The following is an 18,558-nucleotide window of genomic DNA, read 5'->3' as shown; positions in this document are numbered from 1 at the left end:
CTGTCCAGCCGCGTGAAGGCGACGCCGTCGATCAGGACGAGATTGGTTTCGTAAGAGTCGGTGCGCAGTCCATGCTTCCGGAACAGCGCTTCACCGAAGGGCGACTGCGCGGTGGCGAAGCGGAAACGGCCTTGGCGGTCGAGCCTGACCACCATGCGCACGAAGCCCGAGCACAGCACACAGACGCCGTCGAACACGATCAACGGATGGCTTGCATCGAAGGCTGGCTTTTCAGGAGGATGGTTTGGCTGGGTGGTCACGCGGGTCCCGGCTGCTTGGTGTCAAACGACACTAAGCTTGCCGGAGGCGAGATCAAAGCCCCAGAATCTCAGAACCTTGTTGTCGCACGCCGCCGGTCGGCGAGCGCAGAACGCTCCGTGCGATAGGTGGTCGCACGGTGATCGGCGGCCGGCCTGCAGATCCGGCTGTCATGACGGCTTTCCATGGTCGTCATCAGTGCGCGCTGATGCCGAGCGTGTGGCCGCGGCGTGCGCAAGCAGGGCCTGGGCCGCGCATGTAATAGCGCTCCGGCCGGTAGGTCGGCGCGACGAATTCGCGGATGGCGGCAGCGTAGCCGATGAGGTGCGTCAAGAAGTTCATTTTACCTGTCCCTGTCCCGATTTCGGATGTCCCTTCCGAATTGCGAGGATCATAGCGTCGAGGCGTGAATAGTCGGTGAACACGATGTTAATATCTGGTCGAAAATGCCTTGGTTCATGGCCGCAATGCGGCTGATTCGGGGTCTTTCCATGCAGTGCGTCGACATTTCGGTCGATGTGACTTTTGCATCACATATGTTTCGTTTGGATGTCGCTGCGGCGCGCTTCTGTTTCAGCCTTGGTCGGTGCCGCGAAATTTCCGTGCTTGCCCAGGGAAAGTCAGGAACCCGTCCGATAGCCGCACGTTGACGACAAGAGCCGCACCAACCCGGCTCCAGCAGACAGCGGCTTCCGTGCGGAACCGCCGCCGGAATCCCAACACAGCGAGAACGATGGAAAGGCAAAAGCCATGGGTTTCTTTTCGAAAGACATCAAGACGCTGGACGACCTCTTCGTCCACACGCTGCGCGACATCTATTACGCCGAAAAACAGATCGAGAAGGCGCTGCCGAAGATGATCGACAAGGCGACCAATCCGCAATTGAAAGCCGGCCTGGAGAAGCACCTCGGGCAGACCAAGGGCCATATCGCGCGCGTCGAGAACGTGTTCGAACTGCACGGCGTGAAGGCCAAGACGGTCAACTGTCCGGCCATCGACGGCATTCTCGAGGAAGCCGATGAAGTCAGCGGCGACATCGACGACAAGGATGTTCTCGACGCCGCCCTGATCGCATCCGCGCAAGCGGTCGAGCACTATGAGATAACCCGTTACGGCACGTTGATTGCCTGGGCCAAGCAGCTTGGCCGCAGCGACTGCGCCAATGTCCTGGCCAACAACATCAAGGAAGAGCAGGCAACCGACCGCAAGCTTACCGAGATCGCGGAGGCCAAGGTCAACCTTCAAGCCGCCGAATAGCACTCTCGATCGAGGCAACGCCGGGCAATCCGGCGTGCCTCGCTTTTCGCGGGGCCGGAACTGAAACGATTTCTATCCGTTCAAGACCTCGTGCCGGCGTCGCCAAGCCGAAGCCTTCGACGCCATAGCAAATCCGCATAGGATCGCGTGTCATGGCCAGCCTTGAGCAGTATCACGCCAAGCGCGATTTCAAGAAGACCGCCGAGCCGGCCGGCAAGGTCGTTCGCAGCAGGAAAGGTGAGGCCGGCGGCATCTTTGTCATCCAAAAGCACGCCGCGACACGGCTGCATTACGACCTTCGCCTCGAACACAATGGCGTGCTGTGGAGCTGGGCGATAACCCGGGGCCCGAGCCTCGATCCGCATGAAAAGCGGTTCGCCGTGCATGTCGAGGACCACCCGATCGACTACGCGTCCTTCGAGGGCACCATTCCCAAGGGCGAATATGGCGGCGGCTCGGTCATCGTCTGGGACGAAGGCAGATGGCAACCGGAGACCGATCCGGCCCAGGCGATGAAAAAGGGCCATATCAGCTTCGAGTTGCATGGCCACAAGCTGAACGGTCTCTGGCATCTGGTGCGCCTGAAGCCGCGTCCCGGCAAAACGCGCGACAATTGGCTGCTGATCAAATCCGACGATGTCGCCGCCCGGCCGGGCGAGGACATTTTGCAGGAGGCGCCAGAATCGGTGAAGTCGGGCCTGACGATCGAGGAGGTCGGCGAAGGCAAGACCGCCGATGGCAAGAAGCCAAGGGTCTGGCATTCGAACAAACGGCTCGCTAGCAAGGCGAAGGCCAAGGCGGCAAAGCAGCTCGAATTCATTGAACCATGCCTCGCCACACTGCAAAGGGATGCCCCTCCCGGCAAGGAATGGCTGCATGAGGTGAAATTCGACGGCTACCGCATGCAGGCGCAGCTTGCCGGCACCGAGGTGCGGCTCTTGACGCGCACCGGCCTTGACTGGACGGACAAGTTCGGCGGCGAGATTGTCGCAGAACTCGGGCGCCTGAAATGCATGGATGCCATCATTGACGGCGAGATCGTCGTGCTGGCGGACAGCGGCGTCTCGTCCTTCGCGCTGCTCCAGGCGGATCTGTCGGCGCGCCGCACGGATCGTTTTCTCTATTACGTCTTCGACCTGATGCGTCTCGATGGCGAGGATATGCGCACAGAGCCGCTGGTCGAGCGCAAGCAGGCTTTGCAGGACTTGCTTGGCAAACAGCCAGACAATTCGGCAGTCCGCTTCAGCGACCATTTTGCCGAACCGGGCAAGGTCATGCTGGAGCACGCCTGCCGCATGGGGCTGGAGGGGATCGTCTCCAAGCGCGCCGACGCGCCCTATCGCAGCGGCCGCGGCTTGTCCTGGGTGAAGTCGAAATGCACGCTTCGCCAGGAATTCGTCATCGGCGGCTACCTGCCGTCGGAGAAGACCGGGCGTGGATTGCGCTCCTTGCTGGTCGGCTACCATGAGGGCGGCAAGCTGCACTATGCCGGCCGTGTCGGCACCGGCTTTTCGATGCAGGGCACCAACGACCTGAAGAAGAAGCTTGATGCTCTGAAGGCGAAGACCTCGCCCTTCGACAGGGCGCTACCGAGGGGCAAAGGGCTGGGCAAAGGAGTGGTTTGGGTGAAGCCAGACCTTGTCGGCGAAGTGGAGTTCCGTACCTGGACGTCCGACCGTATAATACGCCACGCCTCGTTCCAGGGATTGCGCGAGGACAAACCGGCGGAGGAAGTCGTGCAGGAAAAGCCAAAGGCACCCGCAGGCAAGGCCGATACCAAGGAAAAGCCTGCCGGGGGCAAGGGCACCTCTGTTGAATCCTCGGGGGCGGCAAAAACCGTCGTAAAGCTTTCTCATCCCGACAAGCTTCTGTGGCCGCAGGAGAAGGTATCGAAGCAGGGCCTGCTCGATCATTACGCTTTGGTCTGGCCGCGCCTGCAACAATTCGTCGTCAATCGGCCGCTAAGCCTGGTGCGTGCGCCGGACGGCGTCGAGGGCCAGCGCTTTTTCCAGAAGCATGCATCGGCCGGCATGCATGACAAGATCGCCAGGATGAAGGATCCGACGGACGGCGAGGAGATCCTGTTCATCCGCGACTTCGACGGTGTCGCTGCCTTGGTCCAGCTCGGCGTGGTCGAGATCCATATCTGGGGCTGCACCATCGACGAACTGGATAAGCCGGACCAGATCATCTTCGATCTCGATCCCGACGAAGGCGTCGACGTGAAAGCGGTGCGCGCGGCGGCGCTCGAAATCCGCGGTAGGCTCGATGAGCTGTCCTTGCCGAATTTCGTCAAGACGTCGGGTGGCAAGGGCTACCATGTCGTCGTGCCTCTGAAACCATCGGCGGATTGGGATGAGGTGAAAGACTTCGCCCATGATTTCGCCCGCGCGCTGGAACAGGCGGCACCCGACCGCTACACGGCGACGCTGTCGAAGAAGGCGCGCACCGGAAAAATCTTCGTCGACTATCTGCGCAATAGCCGCGGCTCGACCACGGTGGCGCCTTATTCGTCGCGGGCCAAAAAGGGCGCTACCGTATCGATGCCGGCGACCTGGGCGGAGATCGAGGCCGGACTGGCGCCGAACGCATTTCCGATCGGCGACAAGACGACGCTGAAGCAGTTGGCCGAAGCCGATCCGTGGAAGGATTTTTTCAGGCAGGGCAAGGTGCTCAAGCGCGGCTAGTTCATTGGCTTCGTTCCAGGCTGAGCGAGCGCGAGAACGAGCGCCGGCGATCCTTCACGCCCCCCTCTGTCCTGCCGGACAAAGGGGGGGCGCTGTCCCGCTGACGTCTCGCAACGTTATGCGCCGCCGCGACGATCGAAAGTTTCGGCATGGATACTGGGGTCTCCGCCACGTCGCTTCGCCCCTGCCCCGCCCCAGGACAATACCGGCAAATCTTTCAAGCCAGAAACACCCTCTCGAACGCCTGCCTCCCCGTCGGCGAAAACACAACCGCGCGGCTGTCCTTCTCGCGCCTTGCCCATTTTTCGGCGAGGATCTTGTCGAGAATGGCGGCGCCCAGCGTGCCGGCAAGATGTGAGCGCCGCACGCTCCAGTCGAGGCACGCCCGGCACACCGGTCGTCGCGCCTTGCTCTCGACATCGATGCCAATCGCGGCAAAATACGAGGCGGCCGACGGCCCAAGCCTGATCTCCTTGTCGTCGCGCAGGAGCACTTGTCGAGCGACAAGGCGGTCGAGCATCGCCACGGCCTGTTCTCCGGCGAGGTGGTCGTAGCAGACACGCGCCACGCGCATGGCCGCATCACGGGGACCCGGCCGGACCCGCTGCGGCCCGACCGCTGCGGCGACACCGGTGATGGCTTCGATCATGCCAGCCACCTGCGGCCCGGCGAGGCCGTAATAGCGATGCCGCCCCTGGCTTGCCAGCGTCAGCAGCCCGCCCTCCATCAGTTTCGACAGATGCGAGCTGGCAGTCGGCAGCGACACACCGGCCTCGAGCGCCAGTTCGCTCGCCGTCAACGCCGTGCCGCCCATCAGCGCGGTCAGCATGTTCGCCCGCGCCGGATCGCCGACCAGGCTGGCGATGCGGGCTATGTCTGGTCCTTCACGCATAGTTCGTCCGTCATCGAAGCATTCTTGTCAGATAAACACTATTCTCGGCTCAGATCAAGGAGACGACGATGACCGCAAGAGCCGCCCCCAACGCCGTGTCTGTCAGCCGCTTCCGCCGCCGACCATTTCCATTCATCGCCTTATGCCGACTGCGGCTTCTGGCGCGGTGGCACGACCGCTATCTGCAGCGCCTCGACCTTGCCGAGATCGACGAGCATCTTTTGCGCGACCTTGGCCTGACGCCGGAAGACGTTCGCCACGAATGCGCGAAATCCTTCTGGCAAGCATGACACCGGAGAAATTGCCTAGCACATCGATCCGCTGAACGTTTCGACCCCGCTCGAACTATCGGCGCAACGAACCAAATTCAGCAAGGAGACAAAAGATGACCATCACCTGCTTCATCCGCTACGAGATCGACCCGTTCGGCAAGGCGGCGTTCGAGGAATATGCCCGTAACTGGGCCAGGCCATTCCGCGCTGCGGCGCCGATCTGATCGGCTATTTTGCTCCGCATGAAGGCTCGGCCACGACCGCCTACGCCGCCTACAACATCGACAGCTTGGCGGCTTACGAGGCCTACCGTGCCAGGCTGGCCGCCGATCCGGTCGGCAAGGCGAATTACGAGTTCGCGCGGCGTGAAAGATTCATCCTGAAGGAGGATCGCATGTTCCTGAAGCTGGCGTCCGGGCCGCATGCCTCTCTGGTGAAATTATGATCGCCGTCATCTTCGAGGTCGAGCCGGCAGCGGGCAAGCGCGATGCCTATCTCGGCCTCGCCGCCGACCTGCGCCCGCTGCTCGACGGCATCGACGGTTTTCTCACTATCGAGCGCTTTCAGAGCCTCACTGACCCGAATCGCATCCTGTCGCTGTCGTTCTGGCGCGACGAGGAGGCGGTGAAGGCCTGGCGCAACACGGAGGAACATAGGCGGGCGCAGAAGGCCGGCCGTGGCGGCATCTTTGCCGACTATCGTCTGCGCATCGCCCATGTCGTGCGCGACTATGGCCTGACCGAACGGGCCGAGGCGCCTGAGGACAGCCGGGTGGTGCATGGGTGAGTGGGACTATGCGGCCTTTCCTTCTCCCCTTGTGGGAGAAGGTGTCGCCGAAGGCGACGGATGAGGGGTGTTCCAGCTTGGCACCGACTGCGACCCGTCCAACACCCCTCTTCCGTCTTGGCGCTACGCGCCAATCACCTTCTCCCACAAGGGGAGAAGGAAAGATCGAGCTAAGCATTCCCGATCAGCACGCCGGCCGCAAACACCAGCGCGCCGCCCAGCACCACCTGGAAGGCGGCGCGCCAGAACGGCGTCTGCATGTAGCGGTTCTGCACGAAGGCGATCGCCCATAGCTCGAAGAACACCACGACCGCAGCGACAATCGTCGCCGTCCAGAAAAACGGGATGAGGTAGGGCAGCGCGTGGCCGAGGCCGCCCAGCATGGTCATGATGCCGACTGTCAGCCCGCGTTTCACCGGCGAGCCGCGGCCCGACAGCTTGCCGTCGTCGGAGGCCACCTCGGTGAAGCCCATCGAGATGCCGGCGCCGATCGAGGCGGCAAGCCCGACCAGAAAGGTCTGGAACGTGTCGTGCGTGGCGAAGGCGGCGGCAAAGATCGGCGCCAGCGTCGACACCGATCCGTCCATCAACCCGGCCAGTCCCGGTTGCACATAGGTCAGGATGAACTGGCGCTGCTCGGCCGCGGCTTCCTCGTTCTTCACCGCGCCCGGCACATGCTTTTGCTCCAGCCGCTGCGCCTGCGTCTCGTGGCCTTGTTCGGCCACCGCCAGATCGTCGAGCAGCTTTCGCGTCGAGGCATCGCTGGTGCGTTTCGCCGCCTCGACGTAGAACAGATACGCCTGCCGCTCCATCGACTCGGCCTGTTGGCGCACATGCTCGATACCGAGCGGCCTGACCAGCCAGTCCGGCTTGCGCTCGTAATAACCTTTCACATGCTCGCGCCGGATCAGCGGAATGCGCTCGCCGAAACGCTCGCGGTGAAGCTCGATCAGCGAGTCGCGATGGCCGTCCTCCTCCTCGGCCATCTCCTCGAACACCTTGGCCGAATGTGGAAAACTATCTGCCAATCCATCGGCATAGGCCCGGTAGATACGCCCGTCGTCTTCCTCGGAAGAGATGGCGAGCGCCAGGATCTCTTGCTCCGAGAGCGATTCGAAGGGACGGCGGCCAAAGCCGAAAACACGGGAAAGCATGAGAAATTCACCCTAGTTTAGAATAGTTCTAAACTATGGTCTGGTGCGCCGTTGGTCAATCGCGCCCGTCGCCCGGAGGTTCAAAATTATTGGCTCCGGGGGATCCTCCGCCGCCCTTCACTATTGGCGAATGTTCACCTATATAGCCGAACCTAAGCCAAGAGAAAGGAATCCGTAGATGCCGGCAAAGCAGCCCACCCATGCGTTTGACCCGAAACCTGTTCTCGACCTCATCGCCAATATCGAGGCCGACCTGCAGCGCCTGAAAGGCCTGGTCGAGCAGCAGGTCGAAAAATTCGATCCCGCCAATCCGCACAACAAGGCCCCCGACGGCAAGCTGACCGAGGAGGGCGTCGAGTGCTGCTACCGCATGTTCGACGAGGGCAAGTCGCGCTATTCGGTTGCCCAGCAGATGAAGATCTCCTTCGCCGCCGCCACCCATCGCTTCAACAACTGGCGCAAGATGGGTGGCGCCAAGCGGCGACGGACGCTTTTGGGGTGAGGCTTCGGCCAATCGCAAACGTCGGGGGCGCTGATAAGGCAACACGCTCGTCTCGCAATCGACGAATTGTGTCGGTCACATTTTTTCAGTGGTGCGCGGCCCTGCTTTCCGTGCACCATGGGCGATCTCACTTCCGCAGGACCTCGCCATGAACTCGCCTCCCGGCATCGCCGATATCCACGCCGCAGCAGCGCGATTGTCCGGCCTGATCGTCGAAACGCCGCTGATCGAATCGCCGGAGCTGAACAACCGCTTCGGCGCCAGGATCCTGTTCAAGCCGGAGACGCTGCAGCGCACCGGCTCGTTCAAGTTCCGCGGCGCCTACAACAAACTGTCTTCGCTCACCGAGGAAGAACGCAGCCGTGGCGTCGTCGCCTTCTCGTCGGGCAACCACGCGCAAGGTGTCGCCGCGTCGGCGGCGATGTTCGGGGTCAAGGCGGTCATCGCCATGCCCACTGACGCGCCGGCCATGAAGGTCGGCAATGTCAGGAAAATGGGAGCGGAAGTGGTTCCGTTCGACCGTTTCCGCGATGACCGCATGGCGGTGGTTCGCCCTTATATGGACCGGGGCATGGTCCTGGTCCCGCCTTTCGACGATCCGGCCATCATCGCCGGCCAGGGCACGATCGGCCTCGAACTGATGGCGCAGGCGAAAGCGCTCGGCGTGAGTCTCGACGCGATCGTCATTCCCTGCGGCGGCGGCGGCTTGAGCAGCGGCATCTCCATCGCGGTCAAGGATGCATCACCTGATACGGCCGTCTGGGCGGTGGAACCCGAGCATTTCGACGACACCTGTCGTTCGTTGGCCAAAGGTGCTCGGGTTTCGATCGAACCCGGCCACACGTCGATCTGCGACGCGCTCCTCACCGCCGAGCCGGGCGCGATGACCTTCGAGATCAACCGCAGGAATCTCGCCGGCGGCATTGCCGTTTCCGACAAGGCAGCGGCACAGGCGATGCGCGACGCCATGGCCCACCTCAAGCTGGTGGTCGAGCCTGGCGGCAGCGTCGGGCTGGCCGCGCTATCGTCGGGCGAGATCGAGCTATCAGGCAAATGCGTTGCCGTGGTGCTGTCCGGCGGCAATGTCGATTTCGCCACCTATGCGGAGATCATGGCGGCGGCTTAGGTGGCGACCAGTTCCGGGCCACGCGGCCGGTTAAAGGTGTCAAAGCGTCCCCTACGTGTCCAATCGAACCGTACCATTCAAGGACAGACAGGAATGAAACTGTTCTTCAGCCGCAATCCCAATCCTCGCCTCGCGGTCGCGGTGGCACGTTATCTCAACGCAAAGGTCGAGTTTGAATTCGCCTCCCCCTTCGCTCCCGGCCAGGCCGAGCGATTTCGCCCGCTAAATCCCAATCTTTCATTGCCCATACTTGTAGGCTCGGGAAAAAGCCTCTGGGAGGCCGACGCCATAGCTTGCCGGCTATCACGCGACGCGCATTCGGATCTCTGGCGCACTGGCGACGACGAACCCGAGATGATCCGATGGCTCAGTTGGGGGAAGGAGAACTTCGCAAGAGCTTGCGACGTCGTGCATTTCGAACGCGGGACCAAACAGCGATATGGGCTCGGCCCGATCGATCAGGGCCGGGTTGAGGAGGGCCTGAGAGACTTCCGCACTGCCGCTGCAACACTCGAGGCCGCGCTTTCGGAGCGAGAATGGCTGGTCGAGAATTCGGTTTCCTACGCCGACTTTCGAATGGCGACGTTTCTGCCCTTCAACGATGTCGCCAGATTGCCGCTCGCCGACTATCCGTCTGTCGGCCGTTGGTATCGTCAGTTTGAAGAAATCGACGCCTGGCGCGATCCTTTCAAAGGGCTGGATGCGCCTGAATTGCCGCCGGTACCGGCTCAGGCCAAGCCGGCATGAAACTCGACCCGAATGTCATGCCTATCGGCACAACCCGACGCGATTCAAGCGCGCTGTTTCACAACCTATCCGCCAAGGCGAGACTCCGCTTTTTTGTTGATCAAAACGGAAAAACAACGCTAATTGGCTCCCGCGAGGGACCATGCTGACAGTTGATGAAGTGGGAGCGATCCCGTTGTTTTCGGGGTTGCCGGCGGGCGAGCTGGAGCGGCTGGCGCGGACGGCGGCCGACCTTCATCTCAGCCCCGGAGAGTTCGCGGTTCATGAGGGCGGAGAGGCCGCGCTGTTTGCGGTTCTCGCCGGCAAGATCGAAGTCGTAAAGACCTTCGACGGCGTCGAGCGGACACTCGGCTGGCGGCTGCCGGGAACGATATTCGGTGAGGTGCCGATTGCCTTGGGCTCGGGTTTTCCGGGCGGGTATCGCGCCACTGAGCCGTCCCGCGTCATGCGGCTCGAGGTCCAGCAATATTATTCCATCGCGGCGGTTTCAAAGGACGTGGCCCAAAAGGTCAGCGCGCTTGCGCGCGAGCGGATGGGCGGGCTGCAGAGCATCACCGCCGAGCCGCAGAAGCCGCGCGTGACACTGGTCGGCCATCGCTGGGACACGGCGTGCGGGGAGCTGCGCCGGTTTCTGGCCCGCAACCAGATCTCATTCACTTGGGTGTTGCCCGACACATCGGATGCCGAGGCCTTCTGGTCCGCCACGGGCAGGCCGGCTCTCGATGGTCCCGTTGCCCGGCTGGCGGACGGAGAGATCATGGAAAGTCCGGCCGTGCGCGATCTTGCCATTCGCCTCGGGTTGCAGACGCGCCCGCGCGGCTCCGAGTACGATGTGGCGATCATCGGTGGCGGCCCGGCCGGCCTTGCCGCCGCGGTCTACGGCGCATCCGAGGGACTGCGCACGATCGTCGTTGAGCGCGAGGCGCCTGGCGGACAGGCGGGGACATCGTCGCGGATCGAGAACTATCTCGGCTTTCCCAGCGGAATTTCCGGCGACGAACTGGCCAGTCGCGCGCTGCAGCAAGCAAGACGGCTGGGCGCCGAAATCCTGGTCACCCGCTCCGTCGCCGGCATCGATCCTGTTACGCACGATCTGTTTCTCGACGGCACCGATGTCGTGCGGGCGCGCAGCCTCATCCTTGCAACAGGCGTGACATGGCGCCGTCTCGGCATAGACGGGTTCGACCGGCTTATCGGCAAGGGTGTCTACTACGGAGCCGCGCGCAGCGAGGCAAGCACCACCCATGGACTGGATGTCTTCCTGATTGGCGCCGGCAACTCGGCCGGCCAGGCAGCGCTGCATTTTTCGGGCCATGCGCGCAACGTGACACTGCTCGTGCGCGGCCCGTCCCTTGCAGACAGCATGTCCCACTATTTGATCGAGCAGCTCAGGGCGAAATCGAACGTAAAAGTCCAGCTTCGGTCGGAAGTCCAGGCCGTGCACGGTGAGACTCACCTGACGGCGATCGACATTCTCGACAAGGCGACCAACGAGGTGAGCCGGCACGATTGCGGCGGGCTGTTCGTTTTCATCGGCGCCAACGCCGAGACCGAGTGGCTGCCGGCCGATGTCGTGCGCGATGCCCGCGGATACGTGCTGACCGGGGACGATGTGAAGAAGGCCGGGGGCTGGTCGCACGACCGCGATCCCTATCTGCTCGAAACCAGTGCGCCCGGAATCTTTGCCTGCGGCGACGTACGCTTGAGTCCTGTCAAGCGGGTTGCGTCAGCGGTCGGAGAAGGGAGCATGGCGATCGCGTTCGTTCACCAGTATCTGGCGAATGAATAGAAGGCCAAACGCGGCCAAAGCTAGGCCACAGGCCTTAGTCCAGCGTTCGGCGGAACCGCACCAGCGCCACGCCGGCGAAGAGCGCCACGAACCCGACGAGCCAGCCGATCTCGGTTGCGACCGCCGGCAGTTCGGCGCCCTTCAGCATCACCGCGCGGATGATGCGCAGGAAATGCGTCAACGGCAGGATCTCGCCGAAGATCTGCGCCCAGCCGGGCATGCCGCGATAGGGGAACATGAAGCCCGACAACAGGATCGACGGTAGAAAGAAGAAGAAGGTGAGCTGCAGCGCCTGCATCTGGGTGCGCGCCATCGTCGAAATGGTGTAGCCGAGCAGCACCAGCGCCAACACGAAGACCAGGACCGCCGCAAGCAGCAGTGACAACGACCCGGTGAAGGGAACGCCAAACAAAAGCTTGGCCGCCGCCAACACCACCACCACTTGCACGGCGCCGACCACCAGATAGGGCAGCACCTTGCCCAGCATGATTTCAAGCGGGCTGGACGGCATCGCCAGGAGATTCTCCATCGTGCCGCGCTCGGTCTCGCGCGTCAGCGCGATCGAGGTCATCATCACCATCGTCATCTGCAGGATGACGCCAAGCAGGCCGGGCACGATGTTGTATTGCGAGACGCCTTCCGGATTGTAGCGCCGGTGCACCACCACTTCGAGCTGGCCCCGGGCAGCTTCGGCGGCCGTCTCCTGCATGCCGCGTGCCCTGAGCAGCGCCTGGTTGGCGACCGTGCCGAGCGTCGAGATGGCGCCGCTGGCGACGGCTGGGTCGGTGGCGTCCGCTTCGATCAGGATCTGCGGGCTGTCGCCGCGCTCGACCCGCCTGGCAAAATCGGCGGGGATGGTGACGACGAAGGCGACGTCGCCGCGCGCCATCAGGAATTCCGCCTCGGCGGCACTTTGCGCGACATGGTCGAAGCGGTAGTAGCCGGTGGTCTGCAGCGCCGAAACCATGGCCCGCGTGTAAGGATCGCTGCTCATCGCCACCAGGGCTGCCGGCAGGCTCTTCGGATCGTTGTTAATGGCATAGCCGAACAGCACCAGCTGCATCAGCGGCACGCCCAGCATCATGGCGAAGGTGATGCGGTCGCGCCGCATCTGGATGAACTCCTTGATCAGCAGCGCGCCGAGCCTGGCGAAGGAAAAGACGCTGTTTATCCCGCTTTTCATCCCATGTTGTCCTTCGAGCCGGACATGAACTGGATGAACACATCCTCCAGGCTGGTCTCGCCCGGCGTCACCGTCACGCCCTTGTGCTCTTTCTCGACATCGGCAAGTGCTGCTTCCAGTTCCTTCTTGTCGGAACCGACGACATGCAGCGTCGCGCCGAATGGCGCCACCTGGTCGACGCCGGGGCGGCCGCCGAGTGCGGCAGCAACCTGATCAAGCCGCGGGCCTTGCACGACGAAGGTCGTTAGCCCGGCATTCCTGACCACCTCTTCGACCGTGCCTGACGCCAGCATCTTGCCATACGAGATGTAGCTGATGCGGTGGCAGCGCTCGGCCTCGTCCATGTAGTGGGTGGAGACCAGCACGGTCAGGCCGCCGCTGGCCAGCCGATGGATCTCGTCCCAGAATTCGCGCCTGGCTTTCGGATCGACGCCCGCCGTCGGCTCGTCGAGCAGCAGCAATCTGGGCTTGTGCATGATGCAGGCGGCTAGCGCCAGCCGCTGCTTCCAGCCGCCGGACAGCGTGCCGGCCAACTGGTCCTTGCGCGAGGTGAGGCCCAGATCCTCCAGTGTCTTAGCCACATGCTCGTTGAGCGGCTTCAACCCATAGAGCCGAGCCACGAACTCAAGATTCTCGGCGATCGTCAGATCCTCGTAGAACGAGAATTTCTGCGTCATGTAGCCGACTTCGCGCTTGATCCTCAGACTGTCGGTGCGGATGTCGAAGCCGAGCACCGTGCCGTCGCCCTCATCCGGCGTCAGCAGGCCGCACATGATGCGGATGGTCGTCGTCTTGCCCGAGCCGTTCGGGCCGAGGAAGCCGACGATCTCGCCTTCGGCCACCGTCATCGTCACATGGTCGACGACGGTTTTGTCGCCGAAGCGCTTGACCAGGCCGTGAACGTCGATGACGTTCATTTGCCGATGTCCGCCAGATCGACATCGACGATCTGCCCCGGCTGCAGGGCGCTGGCGTCGCCCTCCGGCCGCGCCTCGACCAGGTAGACCAGCTTCTGCCGGGTCTCCAGTGAATAGATCACTGGTGGCGTGAACTCCGGGTCCGGCGACACGTATCTGACGCGAGCCTTCACGTCCGGCCCGCAGCCATCGCAATGGACATTAAGCAGCGTACCGACTTTCACCGACGAGAACGCACTTTCCGGCACATAGACGCTGAGCTTCACCGCGCCGTCCGGCAGCATCGAAATGACCGGCGCGGTCGGGCCGGCCGTATCACCAGGGTTGCGGATCACGTCGTTGACGCGGCCGGGCGACGGCGCCGCCAGCACGCGCTTCGAAAGCCGCCATCGCGCCTGCTCGAGCGCCGATTGCGCCTGACTGACCTGATTGTCGGCGGCCTTGATCGTCTCGGGCCGTGCCGGCAGGCCGCCAACGGCGAGATTGGCTTCCGCCTGGCCGACCTGCGCGTTGGCTGTCTCCAGCGTGGCCGAGGCGGTATCAAAATCGGCCTGCGTGCCGGTGCCGCGTTTGAACAAATCGCTGGCGCGGGTGTATCTGCGTTTGGCGTCGGCGGCTTGCGCCCTGGCCATGTCGACCTGCGCCTTGAGCACCTCAATCTCTTCCGGCCGCTTGCCGACCTGCAGGTCGGCAAGTTGCGCCTGGGCCTGGGCAAGCGCCGCCTCGGCTTGCGCGACGGCTATTCTTGCGTCGGCGCTTTCAAGCGTCACCACCGGCGTGCCCGGCGCGACGCGGTCGCCGCGCTTGACCGAAATCGTCTCGACCTGCGCCACCTCGATCGGCGCGAGCAGCACATAGTCGCCCTCGACATAGCCGACGGCGAGCGGCGCGGCCGGTGCGCAGGCGCTGAAAAGCAGGGCGGCGAGCGGCAGAGAACAAAGAAAACTCATGACCTACGATCCTTCCGGGCGGCCAATATGGCCCCAAGGTTATCCGTCACCGCCGCTGCGATCTTGGCGGCCTCGGCGTCGCCGATCGCGCGCCAGCCCATGCGGCGCATCACCGCCTCGCGGCCGATGCGGAAATAGACGACCTGGCCGATCAGCGTGAACACTGTGAGCCGGGTAGCCTCACTCTCGGCCGGCTCCCCCGTCGCCTGTTCCCAGATCAGGCACAGCCGGCGATGCGCCGGTTCGAACACACCGTCATAGATACGGTCGAGCGCGGCGGTTGGATGGGACAGCTCGCGCAGGACGAACTGCACGATCTCGCCGGCTTCCGGCCTTGCCGCGATGAAGGCCACCATCCGCTCAAGTGCGACGAATAAATGTGCCCGCGCTGCCTCGGGATCGGCCATTGCCGCCGCGGGCGCTTGCAGATTGCCGATCGCCTGGCCGGCTATGGTCTGGATGGTGTCGACGATATAGTCGGCCGCAGCGTTTCGGAGCCCTTCCTTGCCGCCGAAATGATAGGCGATCGAGCCGATATTGGCCTTGGCCTCAGCCGCGATCTCGCGCGTCGACGTGCCGTCGAAACCCTGGCGTCCGAACAGTTTCAGCGCCGCGCGGACAAGTGCCGTGCGCGTCATGTCGGCGGGGGAAGCCTCGCGCCGCGGAGTTTTGGCGTTTGTCGATTTGCTCATGATAAACGATTTAATCAATCGAATGATTAAAGTCAACCCGGCCCATCGCCGCCTTGCCATCTCTAGCCGCAAGCGCTTTAGTGTGAAGCCATGGTCAAGGAAATCGAGCGCAAGTTCCTGGTCTCCGGCAATGAGTGGCGGGATCTGGTCGAAGCGGATATCTGCATTCGCCAGTTCTATCTCGCCGCCGCATCCGGCCGCTCGGTGCGCGTGCGCATCAGCGACGGCGCCTCGGCAAAGCTGACGCTCAAATTCGGCAGCAAGGCCCGCGAACGCGACGAATTCGAATATCCAATCCCTCTGGCGGAGGCGGAAGAGATGCTGGCCTTCGCCATCGGACGTGTCATCGAGAAGACACGCCACCATGTTAGGCATCGCGGCCATCTCTATGAAGTCGATGTCTTCGGCGGGATGCTTAGTGGTCTGGTGGTCGCCGAGCTCGAGACGCCTGAGGACGTGCCGGACGAAATGCTGCCAGATTGGCTCGGCCGTGAAGTCACCGGCGAGCAGAGGTTCTACAACGCGTCGCTCGCCCTCGAGGGGATTCCGGAGATCGCCGCATGAGCTATCGCATCAATCCGCGCCTGCCGTTGACCGGCGAGGTTCGGCGCATCCTCGCCGAGGAGATCGGCAAGGCGCTGGTCCATCTGGACACGGCGCGCGACAGGCCGGAACAGGGGCTGCACAAATGCCGCAAGCGGCTGAAGAACGTTCGCGCCTTGCTGCGCCTGGTCCGTTCCGGAGACGAAACATTTTGCGTGACCGAGAACCAGTGTTACCGCGACGTTGCAGCCCTGCTTGCCGGTCCGCGCGAGGCGACCGCGCTGGTTGAAACAATCGACCGGCTGGCAGCAAGCTTTCCCGAACAGAGCGCGGGTGGCGGTCTCGATGCCGTTCACGAGACGCTCGTCGCGCGCCAGCACGAACTGCATGGTGGAGCAGGCCTCGACGCTGCAATAGGCGCGGCGATTGCGGCTTGCGAGGAGGGCATCAGCCGGATCGACATATTGGTCTTGCCCGACCAGCCCGAACAGGCCGCCGATGTGCTTGCCGACGGCGCCCGCATCACCCTGCGCCGCGCCAGAAAGGCGCTGGACAAGGCTGGCTCGCGCGGCGAGGCCGATGATTTCCACGATCTGCGCAAGGCGGCAAAGACCCACGGCATGCATCTGTCGCTGCTCGGAAGACTATGGCCGACGCCGATCAAGGCCCGGCGCAAGGCGGTCGACGAACTCGGCGAAAGACTGGGTGAACTGCATGATGTGTTCGTCATGCGTGAACTTCTCGATGCCGACGACCGGCCGCTCGGCTCTCCTCAAGAAACGAGGCTTCTGAGCAAGCTGTTGAAGCGCTCGGAGAAAAGCCTGAAAAAGACCTGTCTCGCCGTCGCAGCCGATCTGTTCGGCGACAGCCCCAGGCGCTCGACAAGGAAACTTGCGCGCAAGGCGCGCGACGATCTGGCCGCCGCGCCGCGCGAAGACGCCGGCGCACCCGGCGCCGCCGGCTGACGCAGTCCTTCGGTTCGGGATCATGGTCTAGGCCGCCGGCCTGTGGTAATCGCCGTCTGGCATGATCGAGACCGGTGACACGCTTCTGGACCGACTTGGCCGCTGGCTTGCCGGCCGGCTGCAGGAGGAATCATCCGGCTACGAGCCTTACACGCCGTCCGATGCCGAAACGCTGCGCCGAACGCTCGAGCCCGGCGACATCCTGCTCATCGAGGGCAACCAGAAGATCTCGGCGGCGATCAAATACCTGACCCAGTCGACCTGGTCGCATGCAGCCTTCTATGTCGGCGATGCCTTGCCTGAACCGGCGGACGGATCGGAGCGGCGCCGTCTGATCGAGGTCACCCTTGGCGATGGCTGCATCGCCGTGCCGCTGTCGCGCTACCGGACTTATAACACCCGCATCTGCCGGGCGAGCGGTCTGGCGCCGGAAGATCGCGACGAGGTCGTTGCCTTCATGATCGGCAAGCTCGGCCTCAGATACGATCTCAAGAACATCTTCGACATGCTGCGCTACTTCTTCCTCCCGACACCGCCGGTGCCGGTGCGCTGGCGCCGCCGCATGCTGGCTTTCGGTTCCGGCGACCCGACCCGGGCCATCTGCTCCTCGCTGATCGCCGAGGCCTATGGCCAGATCCGCTATCCCATCTTGCCCGAGATCACCCGGGCACCCGGCCGTGCCTCGGCCCAGTCGAACTATTCGCGCAAGGAAATCCTGCACATCCGCCACCACTCGCTCTACACGCCGCGCGATTTCGACCTGTCGCCGTATTTCCGCATCGTCAAGCCGACGCTGGAATACGGGTTCGACTACCGGGCGGTGACCTGGGAGGACAAGGCAGGCACAGACGCCGCAGCCGCGAAGGCTGGAGCAATCACCTCAGGCACGTGATGGCTTTCGGCCTGGGTCAGGACATACCCCTATGGCGCGGCCGCTATCCGGCCGAGGTGCAGGCGTTTCGCATGGCGGCCTGTATCACGCCGAGACCGCAACAGCGCCCTGGTTTTCGGCTCTGTGTTCGACCCAAACATGGACCGGTTCGTCCCGGCCGCGGATGCTCACCGGTCCATGATCGCGCGCATTCAACTGTGTCGTGGGCGATTCCGCCTGCGCGGCCTCAATCAGTCGTGACCCAAAGCAAATATTCGCCTGAAGCTCACGGCAGAGCGCTTGCAAACGGCTGGCGACGTTGACGGTGTCGCCCACCACCGCGAAGGACAGATTGCGCTCGCTGCCGACCGCGCCGATGACGACTGCGCCATATTGTGCACCGATCCGAACGTCCAGCGGCGGGTATCCCCTGGACACCCGCTGCACATTCCAGTCTTTGAGAGCGGCGATCATCGCTTCAGCGCACTGGATGGCCCGAGTCGCGTCGTCATGGCTGGCTTGCGGAACCCCGAATGTCGCCATGATGCAATCGCCGATATAGTTGTCGACTGTGCCATGGTGGTCGAAAACGACCTGCTCCATGCGACGGTGGAACTGACGCAGAAGTTCGAACACTGCTTCGGCCGGATGATCCTCGGAATAGTGTGTGAAGCCGACGATGTCGGCGAACAGCACCGCGATATCCTGCCGGCGGACCGGGCCGAAGGGCTCGTCATCCGTGGCGAGCTGGTCGACGACATTGGGCGAAAAATGCCGGGCGAGATTGGCGCGGGCGCGCTCTGCCTTGACATAGTCTTCCGACAGATGTCGGGAACGAGAGACGACCAGCGCCATGATCGCGCCGATAATCAGCACAACCAACACGTTGGTCGCCTGCGCGAATGTATCGACGAAATTGGGATTGAGATAGAGGTTCAGTCGCTCTGTCATCGGCAGCGAATAGAGG

The 18,558-nt window shown here is 63.2% G+C and carries 20 protein-coding genes and 1 pseudogene; 12 read left to right on the top strand and 9 right to left on the bottom strand.

Annotated elements, in window-relative coordinates:
- Positions 1–260 (bottom strand): DUF393 domain-containing protein (locus tag EOB36_RS28295; protein ID WP_164897638.1); only part of this gene is annotated, 260 nt, incomplete at its 3' end.
- 193 nt (positions 261–453) lie between these two features.
- A complete protein-coding gene (locus EOB36_RS28290; protein ID WP_023801394.1) occupies positions 454–600 on the bottom strand; it encodes a hypothetical protein in 147 nt (48 codons plus the stop codon).
- 408 nt (positions 601–1,008) lie between these two features.
- Here EOB36_RS28290 and EOB36_RS28285 point away from each other — a divergent pair, with 408 nt between their 5' ends.
- Together EOB36_RS28285 and ligD are read left to right on the top strand one after the other, a co-directional pair.
- Positions 1,009–1,515: a ferritin-like domain-containing protein gene (locus EOB36_RS28285; RefSeq protein ID WP_095484717.1), complete on the top strand. Its 507-nt coding sequence runs from the start codon at positions 1,009–1,011 to the stop codon at positions 1,513–1,515.
- Positions 1,516–1,667: 152 nt separating this feature from the next.
- Positions 1,668–4,202, top strand: a complete 2,535-nt coding sequence (gene ligD / locus EOB36_RS28280; protein WP_128241707.1) for a DNA ligase D — start codon at positions 1,668–1,670, stop codon at positions 4,200–4,202.
- A gap of 217 nt (positions 4,203–4,419) precedes the next feature.
- On the opposite strand, the gene EOB36_RS28275 is transcribed toward ligD, so the two are convergent.
- A complete protein-coding gene (locus EOB36_RS28275) occupies positions 4,420–5,094 on the bottom strand; it encodes a winged helix-turn-helix domain-containing protein (protein WP_095484715.1) in 675 nt (224 codons plus the stop codon).
- Between the two features lie 68 nt (positions 5,095–5,162).
- Here EOB36_RS28275 and EOB36_RS28270 point away from each other — a divergent pair, with 68 nt between their 5' ends.
- The 3 genes and pseudogenes from EOB36_RS28270 to EOB36_RS28260 all read left to right on the top strand — a co-directional run bounded on the left by EOB36_RS28270 (position 5,163) and on the right by EOB36_RS28260 (position 6,152).
- On the top strand, positions 5,163–5,384 hold the full coding sequence (locus EOB36_RS28270; protein ID WP_095484714.1) for a DUF1127 domain-containing protein: 222 nt from the start codon (positions 5,163–5,165) through the stop codon (positions 5,382–5,384).
- Positions 5,385–5,479: 95 nt separating this feature from the next.
- Positions 5,480–5,811: pseudogene (locus EOB36_RS28265) on the top strand (NIPSNAP family protein).
- Positions 5,808–6,152, top strand: coding sequence for an antibiotic biosynthesis monooxygenase (locus tag EOB36_RS28260; protein WP_095484712.1), 345 nt, complete (start codon positions 5,808–5,810; stop codon positions 6,150–6,152). Before EOB36_RS28265 ends, EOB36_RS28260 begins: the two are co-directional and overlap by 4 nt.
- A gap of 170 nt (positions 6,153–6,322) precedes the next feature.
- On the opposite strand, the gene mbfA is transcribed toward EOB36_RS28260, so the two are convergent.
- Positions 6,323–7,306: an iron exporter MbfA gene (gene mbfA, locus EOB36_RS28255; RefSeq protein WP_095484711.1), complete on the bottom strand. Its 984-nt coding sequence runs from the start codon at positions 7,304–7,306 to the stop codon at positions 6,323–6,325.
- Between the two features lie 178 nt (positions 7,307–7,484).
- On the opposite strand from mbfA, the gene EOB36_RS28250 reads away from it, so the two are divergent.
- From EOB36_RS28250 to EOB36_RS28235, 4 genes are all read left to right on the top strand, one after another.
- The gene (locus EOB36_RS28250; protein ID WP_095484710.1) at positions 7,485–7,808 is read left to right on the top strand and encodes a hypothetical protein; all 324 of its coding nucleotides are present in this window, start codon (positions 7,485–7,487) and stop codon (positions 7,806–7,808) included.
- Between the two features lie 148 nt (positions 7,809–7,956).
- Complete coding sequence (locus tag EOB36_RS28245) at positions 7,957–8,934, top strand: threonine/serine dehydratase (protein ID WP_128286182.1); 978 nt, start codon at positions 7,957–7,959, stop codon at positions 8,932–8,934.
- Between the two features lie 93 nt (positions 8,935–9,027).
- On the top strand, positions 9,028–9,681 hold the full coding sequence (locus EOB36_RS28240) for a glutathione S-transferase family protein (RefSeq protein ID WP_128241702.1): 654 nt from the start codon (positions 9,028–9,030) through the stop codon (positions 9,679–9,681).
- Between the two features lie 142 nt (positions 9,682–9,823).
- Complete coding sequence (locus tag EOB36_RS28235) at positions 9,824–11,470, top strand: cyclic nucleotide-binding domain-containing thioredoxin-disulfide reductase (RefSeq protein ID WP_128286181.1); 1,647 nt, start codon at positions 9,824–9,826, stop codon at positions 11,468–11,470.
- Positions 11,471–11,504: 34 nt separating this feature from the next.
- Here EOB36_RS28235 and EOB36_RS28230 read toward each other — a convergent pair whose 3' ends face one another.
- The 4 genes from EOB36_RS28230 to EOB36_RS28215 are packed head-to-tail and all read right to left on the bottom strand — an operon-like array spanning position 11,505 to position 15,212.
- Positions 11,505–12,641: an ABC transporter permease gene (locus tag EOB36_RS28230; protein ID WP_126107292.1), complete on the bottom strand. Its 1,137-nt coding sequence runs from the start codon at positions 12,639–12,641 to the stop codon at positions 11,505–11,507.
- A gap of 8 nt (positions 12,642–12,649) precedes the next feature.
- The gene (locus EOB36_RS28225) at positions 12,650–13,570 is read right to left on the bottom strand and encodes an ABC transporter ATP-binding protein (RefSeq protein ID WP_128286180.1); all 921 of its coding nucleotides are present in this window, start codon (positions 13,568–13,570) and stop codon (positions 12,650–12,652) included.
- On the bottom strand, positions 13,567–14,520 hold the full coding sequence (locus EOB36_RS28220) for an HlyD family efflux transporter periplasmic adaptor subunit (protein WP_127205152.1): 954 nt from the start codon (positions 14,518–14,520) through the stop codon (positions 13,567–13,569). The genes EOB36_RS28225 and EOB36_RS28220 overlap by 4 nt, the downstream gene beginning before the upstream one ends.
- Entirely contained in the window at positions 14,517–15,212 is a 696-nt protein-coding gene (locus EOB36_RS28215; RefSeq protein ID WP_127205153.1) for a DUF1956 domain-containing protein, read from the bottom strand. Before EOB36_RS28215 ends, EOB36_RS28220 begins: the two co-directional genes overlap by 4 nt.
- A gap of 90 nt (positions 15,213–15,302) precedes the next feature.
- On the opposite strand from EOB36_RS28215, the gene EOB36_RS28210 reads away from it, so the two are divergent.
- The 3 genes from EOB36_RS28210 to EOB36_RS28200 all read left to right on the top strand — a co-directional run bounded on the left by EOB36_RS28210 (position 15,303) and on the right by EOB36_RS28200 (position 17,612).
- Positions 15,303–15,776 carry a CYTH domain-containing protein gene (locus EOB36_RS28210; protein WP_128286179.1) on the top strand — a complete coding sequence of 158 codons (474 nt, stop codon included), beginning with the start codon at positions 15,303–15,305 and terminating at the stop codon, positions 15,774–15,776.
- Positions 15,773–16,720 (top strand): CHAD domain-containing protein, encoded by a 948-nt coding sequence (locus EOB36_RS28205; protein WP_128286178.1) that lies wholly within the window; start codon positions 15,773–15,775, stop codon positions 16,718–16,720. The genes EOB36_RS28210 and EOB36_RS28205 overlap by 4 nt, the downstream gene beginning before the upstream one ends.
- Before the next feature lie 61 nt (positions 16,721–16,781).
- The gene (locus EOB36_RS28200; RefSeq protein WP_128286177.1) at positions 16,782–17,612 is read left to right on the top strand and encodes a lipo-like protein; all 831 of its coding nucleotides are present in this window, start codon (positions 16,782–16,784) and stop codon (positions 17,610–17,612) included.
- Positions 17,613–17,696: 84 nt separating this feature from the next.
- On the opposite strand, the gene EOB36_RS28195 is transcribed toward EOB36_RS28200, so the two are convergent.
- Positions 17,697–18,558, bottom strand: an 862-nt coding sequence (locus EOB36_RS28195) for an adenylate/guanylate cyclase domain-containing protein (RefSeq protein WP_164897637.1), incomplete at its 5' end; no start/stop codon positions are given.

This window comes from Mesorhizobium sp. M6A.T.Cr.TU.017.01.1.1 (assembly GCF_004023115.1).
GTDB lineage: Bacteria > Pseudomonadota > Alphaproteobacteria > Rhizobiales > Rhizobiaceae > Mesorhizobium > Mesorhizobium mediterraneum.
This window is presented reverse-complemented; position numbering and strand designations above follow the sequence as displayed.

Bases quoted from the DNA above. Each gene is read 5' to 3' on its own strand.
- EOB36_RS28290 (WP_023801394.1), bottom strand. From the start codon at position 600: ATGAACTTCTTGACGCACCTCATCGGCTACGCTGCCGCCATCCGCGAA.
- EOB36_RS28285 (WP_095484717.1), top strand. From the start codon at position 1,009: ATGGGTTTCTTTTCGAAAGACATCAAGACGCTGGACGACCTCTTCGTC.
- ligD (WP_128241707.1), top strand. From the start codon at position 1,668: ATGGCCAGCCTTGAGCAGTATCACGCCAAGCGCGATTTCAAGAAGACC.
- EOB36_RS28275 (WP_095484715.1), bottom strand. From the start codon at position 5,094: ATGCGTGAAGGACCAGACATAGCCCGCATCGCCAGCCTGGTCGGCGAT.
- EOB36_RS28270 (WP_095484714.1), top strand. From the start codon at position 5,163: ATGACCGCAAGAGCCGCCCCCAACGCCGTGTCTGTCAGCCGCTTCCGC.
- EOB36_RS28260 (WP_095484712.1), top strand. From the start codon at position 5,808: ATGATCGCCGTCATCTTCGAGGTCGAGCCGGCAGCGGGCAAGCGCGAT.
- mbfA (WP_095484711.1), bottom strand. From the start codon at position 7,306: ATGCTTTCCCGTGTTTTCGGCTTTGGCCGCCGTCCCTTCGAATCGCTC.
- EOB36_RS28250 (WP_095484710.1), top strand. From the start codon at position 7,485: ATGCCGGCAAAGCAGCCCACCCATGCGTTTGACCCGAAACCTGTTCTC.
- EOB36_RS28245 (WP_128286182.1), top strand. From the start codon at position 7,957: ATGAACTCGCCTCCCGGCATCGCCGATATCCACGCCGCAGCAGCGCGA.
- EOB36_RS28240 (WP_128241702.1), top strand. From the start codon at position 9,028: ATGAAACTGTTCTTCAGCCGCAATCCCAATCCTCGCCTCGCGGTCGCG.
- EOB36_RS28235 (WP_128286181.1), top strand. From the start codon at position 9,824: ATGCTGACAGTTGATGAAGTGGGAGCGATCCCGTTGTTTTCGGGGTTG.
- EOB36_RS28225 (WP_128286180.1), bottom strand. From the start codon at position 13,570: ATGAACGTCATCGACGTTCACGGCCTGGTCAAGCGCTTCGGCGACAAA.
- EOB36_RS28220 (WP_127205152.1), bottom strand. From the start codon at position 14,520: ATGAGTTTTCTTTGTTCTCTGCCGCTCGCCGCCCTGCTTTTCAGCGCC.
- EOB36_RS28215 (WP_127205153.1), bottom strand. From the start codon at position 15,212: ATGAGCAAATCGACAAACGCCAAAACTCCGCGGCGCGAGGCTTCCCCC.
- EOB36_RS28210 (WP_128286179.1), top strand. From the start codon at position 15,303: ATGGTCAAGGAAATCGAGCGCAAGTTCCTGGTCTCCGGCAATGAGTGG.
- EOB36_RS28205 (WP_128286178.1), top strand. From the start codon at position 15,773: ATGAGCTATCGCATCAATCCGCGCCTGCCGTTGACCGGCGAGGTTCGG.
- EOB36_RS28200 (WP_128286177.1), top strand. From the start codon at position 16,782: ATGATCGAGACCGGTGACACGCTTCTGGACCGACTTGGCCGCTGGCTT.